Origin of the sequence: Paraburkholderia domus (genome assembly GCF_905220705.1) — a bacterium.
Lineage (GTDB): Bacteria > Pseudomonadota > Gammaproteobacteria > Burkholderiales > Burkholderiaceae > Paraburkholderia > Paraburkholderia domus.
In genome coordinates this window covers 116,833-131,412 of record NZ_CAJNAT010000019.1, presented here as the reverse complement: position 1 = coordinate 131,412, position 14,580 = coordinate 116,833, and the positions used below count along the sequence as shown (strand labels likewise).

Here is a 14,580-nt window from a genome sequence, read left to right as displayed (position 1 = left end):
GTCTGCCGGAATGTTAGGGAGATGCTCGCGCTACGGCGGGGCGATGGAGTGCCGCGCCTCGCGTACGCTCGCTTCCCACGTTCAAAGTCCACATCATTTTAACACTTCTTGAAATATTGAAAAGCTGCGACTATCATGCACGACATGGACTCAAACATTGCCATCCGCTCGCTTGCCGCGCTTGCCCACGAATCGAGGCTCGCCGTGTTCCGCATGCTCGTTACGGCCGGTCCACAGGGCCTGCCGGCGGGCGAAATAGCCCAGCAGCTGAGCGTCTCACCGTCGAGCCTTTCGTTCCATCTGAAAGACCTGTCGCACGCGGAACTCGTTTCCGCGCGCCAGGACGGTCGCTACGTGTTCTATTCGGCCAACTTCGATGCGATGAACGAGCTCATTGGATTTTTGACCGAGAACTGCTGCGCGGGTGCGCCTTGCGCGACCGTCGATGCACTCAAGCCTTGCTGTGGAGAAGAGTCATGAAACGCATGCACGTACACATATCCGTCGAAAATCTCGCGGACAGTGTTCGCTTCTACTCTGCGCTCTTCGATGCACCACCGGTGGTGGCAAAGGATGATTACGCCAAGTGGATGCTGAACGACCCGCGCGTCAACTTCGCGATTTCGCAACGCGGTCAGCAGATTGGCGTGGACCACCTCGGCATCCAGGTCGAGTCGGACGAAGAACTGGCTGAAATGAACGCGCGGCTTGATGCCGCTGCGCTTCCAAAGGAAACACAAACTGCTACGGCCTGTTGCTATGCCAGGTCCAACAAGTACTGGACCGTGGACCCTCAAGGTATTGCCTGGGAGACCTATCACACGCTGGATTCAGTTCCGACTTTCGGTGAGTCACGGGCGAAGCCTGTCGAAGAGACGAGAGGCGCATGCTGCGCACCCATCGCGTCCAATATCGTATTACGGAGCCGTTCATGAGCGACCGGACGTACAACGTGCTCTTCCTCTGCACCGGCAACTCTGCACGCAGCGTGATGGCGGAAGCACTGCTCGCCACGCTGGGGCAAGGTCGCTTCCAGACATTTAGTGCTGGCAGTCATCCGACCGGAAGGGTCAATCCTTTCGCAATCGAACAGGTCATGAAGACCGGCTACGACATCTCGAATCTGCGTAGCAAGTCGTGGAATGAGTTTGCTGAACCGGGTGCGCCACACATGGACTTCATCGTCACGGTTTGTGACCAGGCCGCTGGCGAAGTATGTCCCCTCTGGCCGGGGCATCCATCATCAGCGCACTGGGGCTTCTACGACCCCGCCGCTGTCGTAGGCCCGGATGAAGGGAAGCGCGCTGCATTCGAGCAGGTCTTTCAGCAGATAAAACATCGGGTCGAGGCGTTCCTCAACGTGCCGCTTGAGTCACTCGATGAAGCCGCCGTTCGCGCCGAGTTGCGTAGGGTTGGCGACATCGACGTCACTGCCATTCGTGCGACTCCGTAAAAAATAGCGACTGACTTTCCTCTGCATATCCGCCTGGGGTTCGACATGAACGACAAGGTCTACAACGTGCTGTTTCTCTGCACAGGCAATTCGGCTCGCAGCGTGCTCGCCTCGCTCGACCGCGTTGCGCTGAAAAAAGAAGTGACTGATATCGGGAAATCACCACTATGAGGTTGCGTCATGCCGTCGTCGCCGAGTTTGTTGGTTCGGCATTCCTCCTCGCAACCGTCGTGGGCTCGGGCATCATGGGCGAACGACTTGCCGGCGGCAATGTGGCGATCGCGCTTCTGGCCAATACAATCGCGACCGGGGCTGGTCTGGTGGCGCTCATCGCCACCTTCATCAGTATCTCGGGCGCGCACTTTAATCCGTTGGTGACGCTCGCTGAGGTCTGGCTTGGCAAGCTGCGTTGGAAGCACGCTGCAGCCTATATCGCGGCACAAGCCTTCGGTGCGGTTGCCGGCGTGATAGCCGCCCACGGCATGTTTGACCTGCCGTTGATAGAGGCATCGCGGCACATACGCACTGGACCGTCACAATGGTGGAGTGAGGTTGTCGCTTCGTTCGGCTTGCTCACGGTCATTCTGAACGTTGCCAAACGGCGAATTGAGTTTATTCCCGTAGCGGTCGGCGGCTATATCACGGCAGCCTATTGGTTCACAGCGTCTACCTCGTTTGCCAACCCGACGGTGACAATTGCGCGCTCGTTCACCGACACCTTCGCGGGTATCCGTCCTGTCGACGCGCCAGGATTTATCGTCAGTGAACTGATGGGCGGTGCACTCGCAGTCCTCCTGTTCCGCTGGATGGAGCGTTCACACGATTCATCGCGAGGCGTGCCCGAAGCGCTCAACAAAGAAGGTGCCAGCGATGACGCTGCGCGTCTGCGTGACGAGCCGGCTGAGCAGATTGATGGAGCCGCGTTGCGTAGCGCGCAGAGGCGCTAGCGCCACTAGGGTGGTGCGCGAGCACATTGTTGCCCCTGGCAGATTCCGTGGGCGTACTCCTTTGCACGTTGATGTGCTAGCGAGGGCGTTTCATTGCAGGGGCTCGGCTGCAATCGCGTGCTTGCGCATCTTCTCCCACAAGCTCTTCCTTGAAATACCAAGGGCGTGGGCGGTCTCGGAGATGTGGCCCTGATGCTGCAACAGCGCAGCGCGGATGAAGGCGTTTTCGCATGCGGCCATGTAGCCGTCGAGCGGAGTGTCCATATCCAGTACCGCCGCAGCTTGAGCTCCGTCTTCCTCGAAAATATCGGACGAAAAAAGCATGTTGCGGGAGCACACGATGCACGCCCGCTCAAGCCGGTTTTGCAGCTCCCGCGCGTTGCCGGGCCAGCCGTATGTTGCCAGTCTCGCCTCTGCCGATGGGTGAAACAGTTTCGTCGGCTCACCGAGCCGGCCGGCGATATCTCGCACGAAGCGGTGAGCAAGCCACAGGACATCGTCAGGTCGGTCGCGAAGCGCTGGAACACGTAGCTGCAGGATGTTGATGCGATAGAACAGGTCTTCCCGAAACTTCCCGATGCGGACTAGTTCCGCAAGGTCCCGATTCGTCGCACAGACCAGCCGGAAGTTGGTTTCGAGTTCTCTCTCCCCTCCAACTCTCGTGATGCGACGCTCCTGCAAGGCACGCAGCAGCTTTACCTGCATTGACAGCGGTAAATCACCTATCTCATCGAGAAACAGAGTGCCGCCCTCGGCCTGCTCGAAATAGCCTTTCTTCTGCCGATCCGCACCGGTGAATGCGCCTCGTTCGTGGCCGAAAAATTCAGACTCGAGAAGCGTCTCGGGAACGGCGCCGCAGTTGACGGCGACGAACGGATACGCGTCGCCGGGCGCATGCAGATGAATGAACCGTGCGAGCACTTCCTTGCCGACACCGGACTCGCCTGTAATCAGAATCGATTTGGCTCGACCTGCAACCCTTGGCACCAGTTCGGCGAGGCGCCGCATCGCTTCGGACACACCTAACTCGCTCTGCGCCGGCATGGCCTGGTCCGGTATGCCCGTCCCAGTTAGAAGTCTGACCTTGTCTACCAGCGCGCCAATGTCGAACGGCTTCGTGACGTAGTCGGCAGCACCGCTCTTGAGAAGCGAGACCGCCATGTCGACCGAAGCGTAGGCAGTAATGAACACAAATGGCGGCGTGGGCGTGTGCGTGGCTGCCGACCGTGAAAACAGATCCTCTCCCGATATGTCGGGCAACCTGATATCACTGATGACCGCCTGATAAGGACGGGTCTGAAGCGCATCGAAGGCGGATTCGCCGTCGGTATGCCAATCCACGTCGAAACCCTCCAGGCGGAAGCGGTCGGCCAATGACTCGCCCATGATGGGGTCGTCTTCGACGACACAGATAAGCGTAGTCGACATGATGCTCTCCTGCTTCATGGAGCCGTGACCGGCAGCAGCACTGCAAAGCAAGTCCGCCCCGGTGCACTATCAACCGAAATTGTGCCACCAAGCTGCGTGGCGATTTGATAGCTCACCCACAGACCAAGGCTGTACGACCGCCGGCCATCGGCTACGGCAACCGACCCAAACGGCTCGAACAGATGCTCCATCGCAACGCCGGATATGTGTTGTCCGGTGTTCGACACGGCTATTTGTAGTCCGGCCACGTTGACTGCAGCGAGACAGTCGACGCGCCCGCCAACTTCCACGGCCTTCACGGCGTTCAGCAGCAGGTTGAGGACGAGCTGACGCACCAGATGAGCAGGCAATGCAACCGCTTCGTCCAGCTCGATTTCCCAATGAAACGTTGCCTGTTTTGCCTGTATTTGCGGTGCTATTAACAGCTTCAAATCCTGCCAGTCCGACAGACTCATTGCTGGCGAGTCCAGTCGCGCCTCAAACAGCAATGCACCGACAGTCGAACGGATTTGCCCAAGACCGCGCTCGAGTAGTCCCAAGGTCTTTTTGGTTTGAGCGTCGGGTTCTCCGTGCGTGTTGAGTGTGTCGATGGCGTTCAGCATACCGCCCAGCGGATTGTTGATTTCGTGCGCGATGCCGGCTGCGACTTGTCCTACGGCCGCGAGTCTTTCGGAGACTACAACTTCGCGTTCCAACACCTGCTTTTGCGCTAATTCGGCAAGCATCACCTGGAACTGTTGTCCAAGCTGACCTATTTCGTCCTCTCCCTGCACGGTAATGCCCGCGCCAACTTTCTCCGGGGGCTCCTTGCCAATTCGACCCATGGCGGCTGTGAGGCGCAGCAGCGGCTTAGCCATCCGGTCACCCCAGACCCAACCCAAAGGTATCAGTAGCAACAGAGCAGGCACAGTAGCGACTGCCAGTTTGATGAGGGTTGACCGCACGCGGCCGTAAAAAGTGTCGGCGTCATAGACCAGAACAACATAGCCGAGGCGACTCCCATCGTCGGAATTCACCGGCATGCCAGCCGTGACGTCGCGGCTGGCGAGCGCCTCCGGGAAGTCAAAAAAGAACGGGTTGCCGGGGCCGCGAAGGTGTGAGATGACCGTGCCGAACTGGGCGGGAAGCGTGGTCACTGCACTCTGGACGGGTTCTTTCCGGGGAGAGGTCGAGGCGTATACGCGAGCCCGGGCATCAAAGAGAACAATTTCCTTCAGTGGATTTGTGGGTTCCCTGACTGCCACCGGCGTGCGAATTACCTCGAATGCTCGCCACAAGTCGTCCTTCACCATAGGGTCGCGAACAGAAAGCGTCAGGACGCGACAGAGATTCTGAGCGCTGCTTTCGAGGTCATGTCTGGCGTCCGAAACAGCAACTCTGACGAGTGCGATGGTCACGAGGAGTTCCGTAAGCACAATGACTGCGCTTAACGCCAGCGGAATCTTGTAGCGGTAACTCAGATTGGAAAGCATCTGCGCGACCCTACACCGGTCCAGCGTTCAGAATGGCAACGAGGCGCCGGATACCGTCAAATACCTTGTCGTCGTCGGGCACGAAGCCATCGAGGTTCAATCGCTGCAGCACATCTCGCCCCGCAGGCTGGTCTTTCATTCCCACCAGCGCGCGCTGGATGCGAAGGAATGACTCTTCGTCGAGAGAGCGGCGCGCCACAATCGGTGGAAAGCCGTACAGAGGAGAGCGCCACGCAACTCGCACGTCGCGAGTGCGTTCCGGGTACTGCTTCTGGATGGTGTCGTAGACGTATCCATCAATCTCGCCGGCATCTGCTAGCCCGGATGTCACGGCATCGATGACCTTCCGGTGCGCATAAGTGAAGAACGACTTCCTGAAGAACCGGGTCGGCCGGATACCCGCGCGTATCAGCTCAGTCGTCGGAACGAGAAAACCCGAGTTTGAACCCGGGTCGCTGAAAGCGAACACGCGGTTCCGCAGTTGCGTGATATGGGTCGTGTGGGCATCGCTGCTGGGAACAATCAGATATGAATGGTAGAGCGGCTGCCCGAGATAGTCCGGTATCGCCATCAAGCGCATCGTCTCTTCATGCGTGACGTATGGAAACCCGCAGACCCATGCGAGGTCCAGTCGGTTGTCGGCAATGAGGTCATCGATTTCGCGGTAGCTATTGCGCTGCACAAACCTCACGTCGGCACTGCACACGTCCCCGAGCTCGCGGCTCCATTGTTCGAGCAAACTGATTTCGTTATCAAGGAACACAGCGGTCGTGCCGAACGCAACCGCTGGATTTTCGTTAGCGACAGCGACCTTGAAGTACGAGAGAAGCGGAACGCTTAGCGCGAAGCGCAGAATTTGCCGCCGCCGGATGTTACGAATTGGTGACATAACGGCTCACTCCCCGCGACGAACCGTTACCGGACGGTAATGGCGTCCATCAGGTCTGCTGCATTCCTACCCGCAGTGCGCAAGGCTCTCGGCGGACGTTTGACCGCATGGCATACCTCTTGCCATTAAGTCGATGCTAACGACTACCTGAGCAAGATTCAAGCGAGGAGGAGACCATGTCAGAGTTAAAAGTCGCACGTCGTACATTTTTAAAACTGAGTGGCGGCTCGATTGCGGCTACCGCCGCGTCAGCGCTCGCTCCGAACGTGGCTTCTGCCGCGAACACAACGGATACAAGCCGGACAAAACTTCCGTATCCGAGAAAACCCGTAGCCCATGTCGGAGGCATGGCGCTCAACGCGCCAGTCTCGTTTGCCTACCCCGATGCCGCATCGCCCTGCACCGCGCTCAAGCTGGGGAGCCCGGTACCGGGTGGCGTCGGACCGGACGGCGACATCGTCGCCTATAGCGCAATGTGCACCCACATGGGCTGTCCTGTCATGTACGAGCCCACGACGAAGGTTTTCAAGTGTCCTTGCCACTTCAGCATGTTCGACGCGGAGAAAGCCGGACAGATGATTGCCGGGCAGGCCACCGAAAATCTGCCGCGCGTTCGACTTCACTACGACGAGAAGACGGGCACTGTGTCGGCAGTCGGCATCGAAGGTTTGATTTACGGCCGTCAGGCCAACGTTCTTTGAGTTCGAGGAGCTGAAAATGCCTACCGATAAGGACCGCATTGCGCTACCGCCGGTCACGGCCCAGCGAACCAATATGACCTGCCACTTCTGCATCGTTGGATGCGGATATCACGTGTACAAGTGGCCGGAAGACCAGGAGGGTGGCCGCGCGCCCAACCAGAATGCGCTCGGCGTTGATTTCCGCAAACAGTTGCCACCGCTCACGCTCATCATGACGCCTGCCATGGAAAACGTGGTCACCGACCGCGACGGCTCGCGCCACACCATCATGGTTGTTCCGGACAAGAGTTGCGTTGTGAACAGCGGCTTGAGTTCGACGCGTGGTGGCAAGATGGCGACGTACATGTACACACCAGACGGAATCACCCAGGAGCGCCTGAGACAACCGCGCATCTACCTGAGCGACCAGTGGGTGGATACGACCTGGGACCAGGCGATGGCGCTGTACGCCGGCCTGATGAAGAAGGTGCTCGACAAGGATGGGCCGAGCGGCATTGTCTTTTCTGCGTTCGACCATGGCGGTGCGGGTGGCGGATTCGAGAACACGTGGGGTTCCGGCAAGCTGATGTTTACCGCGCTACAGACCCCGATGGTCCGCATTCACAACCGGCCGGCGTACAACTCGGAGTGCCACGCTACACGCGAGATGGGCATTGGCGAGCTGAACAATTCGTACGAGGATGCCGAGCTGGCCGATGTCATCTGGTCCATCGGCGCGAACTCCTACGAAACGCAAACGAACTATTTTCTGAACCACTGGGTGCCGAACCTGCAGGGCGCGACGCTCGACAAGAAAAAGCAGCGCTTCCCGGGTGAGGCGTTCCCGAAGACAAAGGTCGTATTCGTGGACCCACGACGCACGCCAACTGTTGCCATTGCCGAGCAGGTAGCCGGAAAGGACACCGTGCTGCATCTGGATATTCAGCCGGGCACTGACATCGCGTTGTTCAACGGGATTTTTACCTACGTGGTCCAGCAGGGATGGATCGACAAGGATTTCATTGCTGCGCATACGAATGGGTTCGACGCCGCTGTCCAGGCCAATAAGCTGTCACTCGATGAGTGCAGCAAAATCACGGGCGTACCTGTTGAAAAAATTCAGACTGCAGCGGAATGGTCGTATAAGCCGAAGGGACCTGGGCAGCTTCCGAGAACGATGCATACCTACGAAAAGGGCATCATCTGGGGTAATGACAATTATCTGATTCAGTCGTCGCTACTGGACGTTGCGCTGGCCACTCACAATGTCGGACGGCGAGGCACGGGCTGCGTGCGCATGGGCGGACATCAGGAGGGGTACACGAGGCCGCCGTATCCCGGCAATACAAAGATATACATCGACCAGGAACTCATCCATGGCAAGGGGCGGATGATGACGTGGTGGGCGTGCAATAACTTCCAGACGAGCAACAACGCGCAGGGACTGCGCGAGGTGGTGTTGCGTCGCTCGCAGATTGTGAAAGATGCGATGCAGGGTGCACGTGGCGCGAGCACCGAGCAGATGGTCGACATCATCTACGACGCAACCACCAAGGGTGGCCTGTTCGTGACGAGCATCAACATCTATCCGACCAAGCTCCAGGAGGCCGCGCACCTCATGCTGCCCGCAACGCACCCGGGTGAGATGAATCTGACATCTATGAACGGTGAGCGCCGCATGCGCCTATCCGAACGGTTCATGGACCCACCCGGAAGCGCGATGCCAGACTGTCTCATCGCCGCGCGCGTCGCCAACACGTTGCGCGCCATGTATCAGAAAGATGGCAACACGAAGATGGCCTCGCGGTTTGACGGTTTCGACTGGAAGACCGAGGAGGACGCGTTCAACGATGGATTCCGTCGTGCCGGGCAACCGGGAGTGGAAAAGATAGATAGTCAGGGCGGCAATACAGGTAACCTGGTCACCTACGAACGTCTACGCGTCATGGCCAACAACGGCGTGCAGTTGCCAGCGAAGGCGTGGGAAGGAGGGAAGCTCGTCGGCACCGAAATGATGTACATGGACGGCAAATTCGATACGCCAGACGGCAAGGCGCAGTTCAAGCCGTCTCCGTGGCCAGGGTTGCCAAAGCTGGTTGCAGACCAGAAAGGGAAATACCGCTTCTGGATTAATAACGGTCGCACGAATGAGGTGTGGCAAACGGTGTACCACGACCAGTACAACGAATTCGTCCGCGCCCGTGACCCGATGGCCTACATCGAAATCAACCCGGACGATGCACAGGGGCTCGGAATTGGCGCTGGCGATATCGTCGAGGTCTTCAACGACTTTGGGTCCACCTACGCGATGGCCTATCCCGTGGCCGAACTGAAACATGACCAGACCTTCATGGTGTTTGGCCACATCAACGGCATCCAGGACAACGTCACGACCACATGGACGGACCGTAACATCATTCCGTACTACAAGGGCACTTGGGCGAACATCCGGCGAGTCGGGTCGATGGAGGATTACAAGCAAACGGTCAGCTTCAAGAGTCGCCGTTATACATAGGTGACGACGGCCGGCGCATTGCCGGCCATATGCCGACCGCTATTTAGAGCAGCGTGGCGAATGCAGTGTCACGCACGACAAGCCCAAAGTCGAAATGTCGTTCACGGCGGTTGATGGCGAGCCTACCATTCTGCTATCCACCGGGGCACGATGTAACGATTCGTCGGCCCTTGCCTCGGAGATGTCGCCGGTCCCGTCAGGTTCGAGCAACGGGCTTGCGCGCGGCAGGCGTTTCCGGGCGCGATGAACGCGCGAGGCAGCAGGCAGGTCCGGCAAACTATCCGTTCCTGAGTGATTTGCCGAATCGCCTCTTGTGCGGAGCGGTAATTTGCGAATATTTGTGAAACAGAAAGCGCGATACCACGTACCCCTCATCCGGCGTTGACATCTATGTCTTGCGAGGCTCACAGGGACGTTGTGAAGTTGGTCAACCAAGCCGGGCTCACAGACAGCAGCGCCGTCTCCAACATCTTATCCAGCCCTGTGAGCGCGAGCACGCCGAAGACGATGAACATTGCTCCGAGAACAGTTTTTCCAACGGTTCCCGCAGAGCCAAGCCGACCTCGAAGCCGTGATAGGGAGGCCCGCGAAAGAGAGCCGAGAATCGCCAGCGTAAGGCTCGCCCCGATGCCGAAGATGCCCAGCAGACGAGTCGGTGCTGCATAGTGTTCACATCAGAGTGCGTTTAAGGGAATCTTCAGGTAGCAAGTACCGTTTTCCTCAGCAGGTGGGAAATCGCCGGCCCGTATATTCACCTGGACGGATGGCAGGATAAGAACGGGCATCGCAAGCGTTGCGTCGCGTGCTTCGCGTCATGCTGACGAACTGTTCTTCCGTTACGCCGTCGTGCACATGGATGTTATGCGCACGCTGCGCGAGCACCGTGGTTTCCCACTCGGGTGTCCGGCCCTCGGGCGGATAGTCGTGGCACATGAAAAGCCGGGTGTTGCCCGGCAGGCCCAGCAGCTTCCGAATCGACCCGTATAGCCTGTGGGCATCGCCGCCGGGGAAGTCGCAGCGTGCGGTACCGACATCTGGCATGAAAAGCGTGTCGCCCACGAAGACCGCATCGCCAACCTGGTAGGCCGTGCCCGCAGGGGTGTGGCCCGGCACATACAACGCTTTTGCCGTCAGGCCACCGATAAAAAACTCCTCGTCTTCGCGAAACAGATAGTCGAACTGGGACCCGTCTGCATGAAATTCCGACTCGAGATTAAAAAGCTTCCCGAAGACCGCTTGAACGGTGCGAATGTGCTCTCCAATCGCAATCTTCCCGTCGAGCTCGCCCCGCAAATAATGCGCTGCGGACAAGTGGTCCGCGTGCGCGTGAGTCTCCAGAATCCACTGAACGCTCAGGCCATGCTGGCTAACGAACTCGGTGACCTTGTCGGCATTCGTCGTTGAAGTGAGTCCTGCTTTGGGATCGTAGTCAAGGACCGGGTCAATGACTGCGCATTCCGGATGCCCGGACTGGAAAACTACGTATGTGACTGTGCCGGTGACCGGGTCAAAAAACGGTTGAACGATGGGCTGCATCCAGACCTCCTCAGATGCCGTTCATTCTATGTACAAATAATTTATTATTAAATATAATATGGGTGTATAAATTATAGGATGATCAGATGAGGAAGAAGTCCGCCCCAATCGAGCTTGCGGTGATGCAGGCCTCAGCAGAGAAAGCTTGTGCGCTACTGAAGGTTCTGGCCAATCCTGACCGGTTGTTGCTGATGTGCCAGTTATCTCAGGGCGAGTTGTGCGTGAGCGACCTCGAAGAGCAGTTGGGGATACGTCAGCCCACGCTCTCCCAGCAGCTTGGCGTACTTCGTGAAAGCGAACTCGTCGAGACGCGTCGGGATGGAAAAAGCATCTTTTATTCCATCGCGAGCAAGGAAGCGATTGCAGTCATGACCGTCCTGTACGACCAGTTTTGCGCCCAATGAAGATGAGGAGGGGCCGTGTCGATTGATATCGCGAGTTTCACGCCGGGCCTGTCACTGGCAGGCGGCCTGGTGATTGGCGCTGCGGCTGCCGTGCTTGTTCTCTTCAACGGACGTATCGCTGGCATCAGCGGTATTCTCGGCGGCCTGCTGGGCTCGCCACAGAAAGATGCGGGATGGCGTGTCGCTTTTCTTGCAGGGCTTGTCGGGGCACCTGCGCTGGCAGGCTTGCTGGGTAAGCCGATAGCGCCCGATATCCAGGCTGGGTGGGGCGAAATACTCGCCGCGGGATTTCTGGTTGGCATCGGCACGCGTTACGCGAGCGGTTGCACGAGCGGCCATGGTGTCTGCGGCATCTCGCGCGGGTCCATCCGTTCGCTTGTCGCGACGGCAACATTCATGGCAAGCGGTTTTCTGACCGTGTTCGTGTCCAGACATCTGCTGGGAGGCTGAAATGGGTTGGCTCACCGCTTTACTTTCCGGGCTTCTGTTCGGCGTTGGCCTGATGGTGTCCGGCATGGCCAATCCGGCAAAGGTGCTGGGTTTTCTCGACATCGCGGGGCGCTGGGACCCGTCTCTTGCATTCGTGATGGCCGGGGCGATAGCCGTCGGCACTATCGCGTTCCTGTTTGCAAAACGCCGCAAGAAATCCCTGCTGGGGTTGCCCATGCAGGTTCCGGCCAGCACCGACGTGACACTGAGACTTGTACTGGGAAGCGCGGTGTTCGGCGTCGGCTGGGGGCTTGCTGGATTTTGTCCGGGGCCCGCGCTGGTCGCACTGGGCGCGGGCTTTCCCAAGGCGTGGGGTTTTGTGGCCGCGATGCTCGGCGGCATGGTTGTGTTCGAGTGCCTTGAGCGTGCGAAGCTGGGTCGGCACCAGGCCTGATTCTCGCACTGACTGGTGCAGGCGGGGCCATCGAGGACAGCCCCCGCGACTCTTTGTTCTTCGCCTGGATGTGGCCCGACGCTAGCGCTGCTAGCTTTGCTTGCTGTCGGCCTGTCTGCGGGAATGGGGGCAGTCAGGCATTACTGATAACCACGCGGGAGTCTCATTCGATGAAACCTGCCTTATTATTTACTGCGCTTATCGTGATTGCAGGCTTGAACGCGCCGCTTGAATCGTTCGCCACGGACGGTGAACGTCAGGCCGAGGTAGCACAGCGAGGCGCGGCGGTCATGCCGTTCAGCCTCAAGGCCACGACTCACATCTTCACCAAATCGGACGATGGTGGAACCCAGCAGGTGATTGCGAAAAACCCAACTGATGGCGTCCAGATTCAGCTGATTCGTGAGCACCTGCGTGAAATCCAGACGCAGTTTCAGCATGGTGATTTTTCGGGACCTGCCCGGACGCACGGAGCTGACATGCCCGGATTGGCGCAACTCAGAGCGGCAAAGCCCGGCCAGATAACGATTGCGTATAAGAACATTAAAGATGGAGGCGAGCTCACCTATCGCAGCGACGACCCGAAATTAGTGTCGTCACTTCACGTATGGTTCGATGCGCAGCTTTCGGACCACGGTGCTGACGCGATGGATGGGCATATGCATCATCACGCGGGCATGACGCCGCCCTAAGTTAAATACTATGGTGCTTTATCAAGGAATCGGTTGCGTGGCGGAAACTGGCAAGACAATCCGAACGCGTTGATATTCAGGGCGAGAACTCCTCAAAGGCTCTCAGCGCATGAGTGGCATACATCATCGATGGGCCGCCTCCCATATAGACCGCGGTGCCGAGCACGTCCTCCAGCTCGGCTCTTGTAGTGCCGAGTTTCACCAGCGTCTGGACGTGAAAACCGATGCAGTCATCGCAACGACAGGCAATCGCAATCCCTAATGCCACCAATTCCCGCGTCTTTCGGCACAGTGCCCCGTTTTTTGTACCGGCTGCAGCGAGTTGGCCGAATGCAGCCATCAACTCGGGTTGTGACGCGCGCATCGCTCGCATCTGAACGGAAACTGCGCCCGTGAGCTCTTTATAGGCAGAAATGTCGTTCATGTCCGCTCCTGTAGTTTGACGACCCTCGAGGGCTAGAAGGTTTTCAGCAATCGATTCTTCAGCATATCTACTGAGTATCGGCAGGTGGCCCCATCCGGTACTGTTGTTGCAACATCATGTTGTTCATCATCTCCTGCTGCATCCGCAGATATTGGTCTGTCATGTATTGCCGCTGCCGCAGCTGCTCGGGCGTCAGGTGCGAGTAGTAGCCGCCCATATGCCCCCAGCCGCCCATCATCCCGGGCCCGGTCCCACCCATCATTCCTGGGCCCATTCCATAGCCCTTCATCCCCGGGCCCCACATCCCGTGCATGATTGTCATCGCACTTTGCATCGTCAACCAATGCTGCTGGAGTATGGTCAATGCCATACCCACGGAAGTCGAGCCGCTTGTTGAGGCATTGAATGACCTGCAGGTACGTCTCGACGGGGCATTGCAAGCGCAGCGCGTGTTTGTTGCGGACGCGGCGCATGAACTTCGAACTCCGTTGACGGCGCTGAAGCTCCAGATTCAGGTTGCACGACGGGACCACGCGAAACTGAGCGATGAGGACCTGCTGCGCAAACTGGAGGATAGGGTGAATCGCGCAATCCATCTCGTCCAGCAGTTGCTGACCCTCGCGCGTGAAGATGCCGAGGCAAGCGCGCGCGCGGGCAATGCCGACCTTCGCCGTGTGGCCACCCAGGTAGTCGGCGAACTTTCCGTGCTGGCAGAACACAAGGGAATTGACATAGGTCTGGAATGTACCGGTCCAGCGGCGATGGAAAGCCCAATCGTCGTGAATGGAGACGAGACCTCACTGACAACGATGGTCACGAATCTCGTCGACAATGCCATTCGGTACTCCCCACCTGGCGGGCAGGTCGATGTTGGGCTTTGCACGAACGATGCCGAAGTAACGCTGGAGGTTGTCGACAACGGACCTGGCATACCGGCGGCCGACCTTGAACGCGTGTTGGACCGGTTCTATCGTGCGGGAAACACAACCGGACAGGGAAGTGGGCTCGGGTTAGCCATCGCAGCAAAGGTGGCGGCGAAGCATCACGCCGGGTTTTCTGTGCTCAACCGAACGGATGGACAAGGGCTGAAGGTCTCTGTGAGCGGATTGCGCCGTGCTCCTGTAGACAATCCTGCTGTTGCAGCGCGGTCGTCAAGTGTGAGCCTTGAACCGGGCTGGCGCACGCACACGTGACCGATGCGATGCACCTGGGTTTCGCAGTCCCGGACAATGGCACGTTGCCGGTAGCCAAAGCTCA

16 protein-coding genes and 2 pseudogenes are annotated in these 14,580 nt (G+C 58.4%); 12 read left to right on the top strand and 6 right to left on the bottom strand.

The features are described from left to right. Positions 1 to 144 precede the first annotated feature (144 nt). The 5 genes from KHO31_RS26740 to KHO31_RS26725 are packed head-to-tail and all read left to right on the top strand — an operon-like array spanning position 145 to position 2,400. Positions 145 to 480: an ArsR/SmtB family transcription factor gene (locus KHO31_RS26740; RefSeq protein ID WP_201072610.1), complete on the top strand. Its 336-nt coding sequence runs from the start codon at positions 145 to 147 to the stop codon at positions 478 to 480. After that, the gene (locus tag KHO31_RS26735) at positions 477 to 935 is read left to right on the top strand and encodes an ArsI/CadI family heavy metal resistance metalloenzyme (RefSeq protein ID WP_201072612.1); all 459 of its coding nucleotides are present in this window, start codon (positions 477 to 479) and stop codon (positions 933 to 935) included. The genes KHO31_RS26740 and KHO31_RS26735 overlap by 4 nt, the downstream gene beginning before the upstream one ends. Continuing rightward, positions 932 to 1,453: an arsenate reductase ArsC gene (locus KHO31_RS26730; RefSeq protein WP_201073000.1), complete on the top strand. Its 522-nt coding sequence runs from the start codon at positions 932 to 934 to the stop codon at positions 1,451 to 1,453. Before KHO31_RS26735 ends, KHO31_RS26730 begins: the two co-directional genes overlap by 4 nt. A gap of 45 nt (positions 1,454 to 1,498) precedes the next feature. Next, positions 1,499 to 1,624: a hypothetical protein gene (locus tag KHO31_RS39740; protein WP_268961915.1), complete on the top strand. Its 126-nt coding sequence runs from the start codon at positions 1,499 to 1,501 to the stop codon at positions 1,622 to 1,624. Next, positions 1,621 to 2,400, top strand: a complete 780-nt coding sequence (locus KHO31_RS26725; protein WP_211624495.1) for an aquaporin — start codon at positions 1,621 to 1,623, stop codon at positions 2,398 to 2,400. Before KHO31_RS39740 ends, KHO31_RS26725 begins: the two co-directional genes overlap by 4 nt. Before the next feature lie 90 nt (positions 2,401 to 2,490). Here the strand turns inward: KHO31_RS26725 and KHO31_RS26720 are convergent, their stop codons facing one another. Genes KHO31_RS26720 through KHO31_RS26710 form a run of 3 tightly spaced genes read right to left on the bottom strand, consistent with a single transcriptional unit; the run spans position 2,491 to position 6,189 of the window. After that, entirely contained in the window at positions 2,491 to 3,828 is a 1,338-nt protein-coding gene (locus tag KHO31_RS26720; protein WP_201072616.1) for a sigma-54-dependent transcriptional regulator, read from the bottom strand. Between the two features lie 14 nt (positions 3,829 to 3,842). Then, complete coding sequence (locus KHO31_RS26715; protein WP_201072618.1) at positions 3,843 to 5,300, bottom strand: sensor histidine kinase; 1,458 nt, start codon at positions 5,298 to 5,300, stop codon at positions 3,843 to 3,845. 10 nt (positions 5,301 to 5,310) lie between these two features. Next, a complete protein-coding gene (locus KHO31_RS26710) occupies positions 5,311 to 6,189 on the bottom strand; it encodes a substrate-binding domain-containing protein (RefSeq protein ID WP_201085037.1) in 879 nt (292 codons plus the stop codon). 176 nt (positions 6,190 to 6,365) lie between these two features. Here KHO31_RS26710 and KHO31_RS26705 point away from each other — a divergent pair, with 176 nt between their 5' ends. Together KHO31_RS26705 and KHO31_RS26700 are read left to right on the top strand one after the other, a co-directional pair. After that, entirely contained in the window at positions 6,366 to 6,890 is a 525-nt protein-coding gene (locus tag KHO31_RS26705; RefSeq protein ID WP_201140364.1) for an arsenate reductase (azurin) small subunit, read from the top strand. 16 nt (positions 6,891 to 6,906) lie between these two features. Next, positions 6,907 to 9,384 carry an arsenate reductase (azurin) large subunit gene (locus tag KHO31_RS26700; RefSeq protein ID WP_211624494.1) on the top strand — a complete coding sequence of 826 codons (2,478 nt, stop codon included), beginning with the start codon at positions 6,907 to 6,909 and terminating at the stop codon, positions 9,382 to 9,384. Positions 9,385 to 10,058: 674 nt separating this feature from the next. Here the strand turns inward: KHO31_RS26700 and KHO31_RS26695 are convergent. Next, positions 10,059 to 10,920, bottom strand: a pseudogene (locus KHO31_RS26695) (MBL fold metallo-hydrolase). An 86-nt stretch (positions 10,921 to 11,006) separates the two neighbouring features. Here KHO31_RS26695 and KHO31_RS26690 point away from each other — a divergent pair. From KHO31_RS26690 to KHO31_RS26675, 4 genes are all read left to right on the top strand, one after another. After that, complete coding sequence (locus tag KHO31_RS26690; RefSeq protein WP_201072624.1) at positions 11,007 to 11,324, top strand: ArsR/SmtB family transcription factor; 318 nt, start codon at positions 11,007 to 11,009, stop codon at positions 11,322 to 11,324. Positions 11,325 to 11,339: 15 nt separating this feature from the next. Next, complete coding sequence (locus tag KHO31_RS26685; RefSeq protein ID WP_201072625.1) at positions 11,340 to 11,774, top strand: YeeE/YedE family protein; 435 nt, start codon at positions 11,340 to 11,342, stop codon at positions 11,772 to 11,774. A 1-nt stretch (position 11,775) separates the two neighbouring features. Beyond that, complete coding sequence (locus KHO31_RS26680; RefSeq protein ID WP_201072626.1) at positions 11,776 to 12,207, top strand: YeeE/YedE family protein; 432 nt, start codon at positions 11,776 to 11,778, stop codon at positions 12,205 to 12,207. Between the two features lie 170 nt (positions 12,208 to 12,377). Then, the gene (locus KHO31_RS26675; protein ID WP_211624491.1) at positions 12,378 to 12,899 is read left to right on the top strand and encodes an aspartate carbamoyltransferase; all 522 of its coding nucleotides are present in this window, start codon (positions 12,378 to 12,380) and stop codon (positions 12,897 to 12,899) included. Positions 12,900 to 12,975: 76 nt separating this feature from the next. On the opposite strand, the gene KHO31_RS26670 is transcribed toward KHO31_RS26675, so the two are convergent. Beyond that, the gene (locus tag KHO31_RS26670; RefSeq protein ID WP_211624489.1) at positions 12,976 to 13,323 is read right to left on the bottom strand and encodes a carboxymuconolactone decarboxylase family protein; all 348 of its coding nucleotides are present in this window, start codon (positions 13,321 to 13,323) and stop codon (positions 12,976 to 12,978) included. A gap of 67 nt (positions 13,324 to 13,390) precedes the next feature. Continuing rightward, positions 13,391 to 13,681, bottom strand: a pseudogene (locus KHO31_RS26665) (hypothetical protein); the annotation flags it as partial. On the opposite strand from KHO31_RS26665, the gene KHO31_RS26660 reads away from it, so the two are divergent. Then, positions 13,635 to 14,516 (top strand): sensor histidine kinase, encoded by an 882-nt coding sequence (locus KHO31_RS26660; RefSeq protein WP_328822739.1) that lies wholly within the window; start codon positions 13,635 to 13,637, stop codon positions 14,514 to 14,516. The pseudogene KHO31_RS26665 and the gene KHO31_RS26660 overlap by 47 nt on opposite strands. Positions 14,517 to 14,580 lie beyond the last annotated feature (64 nt).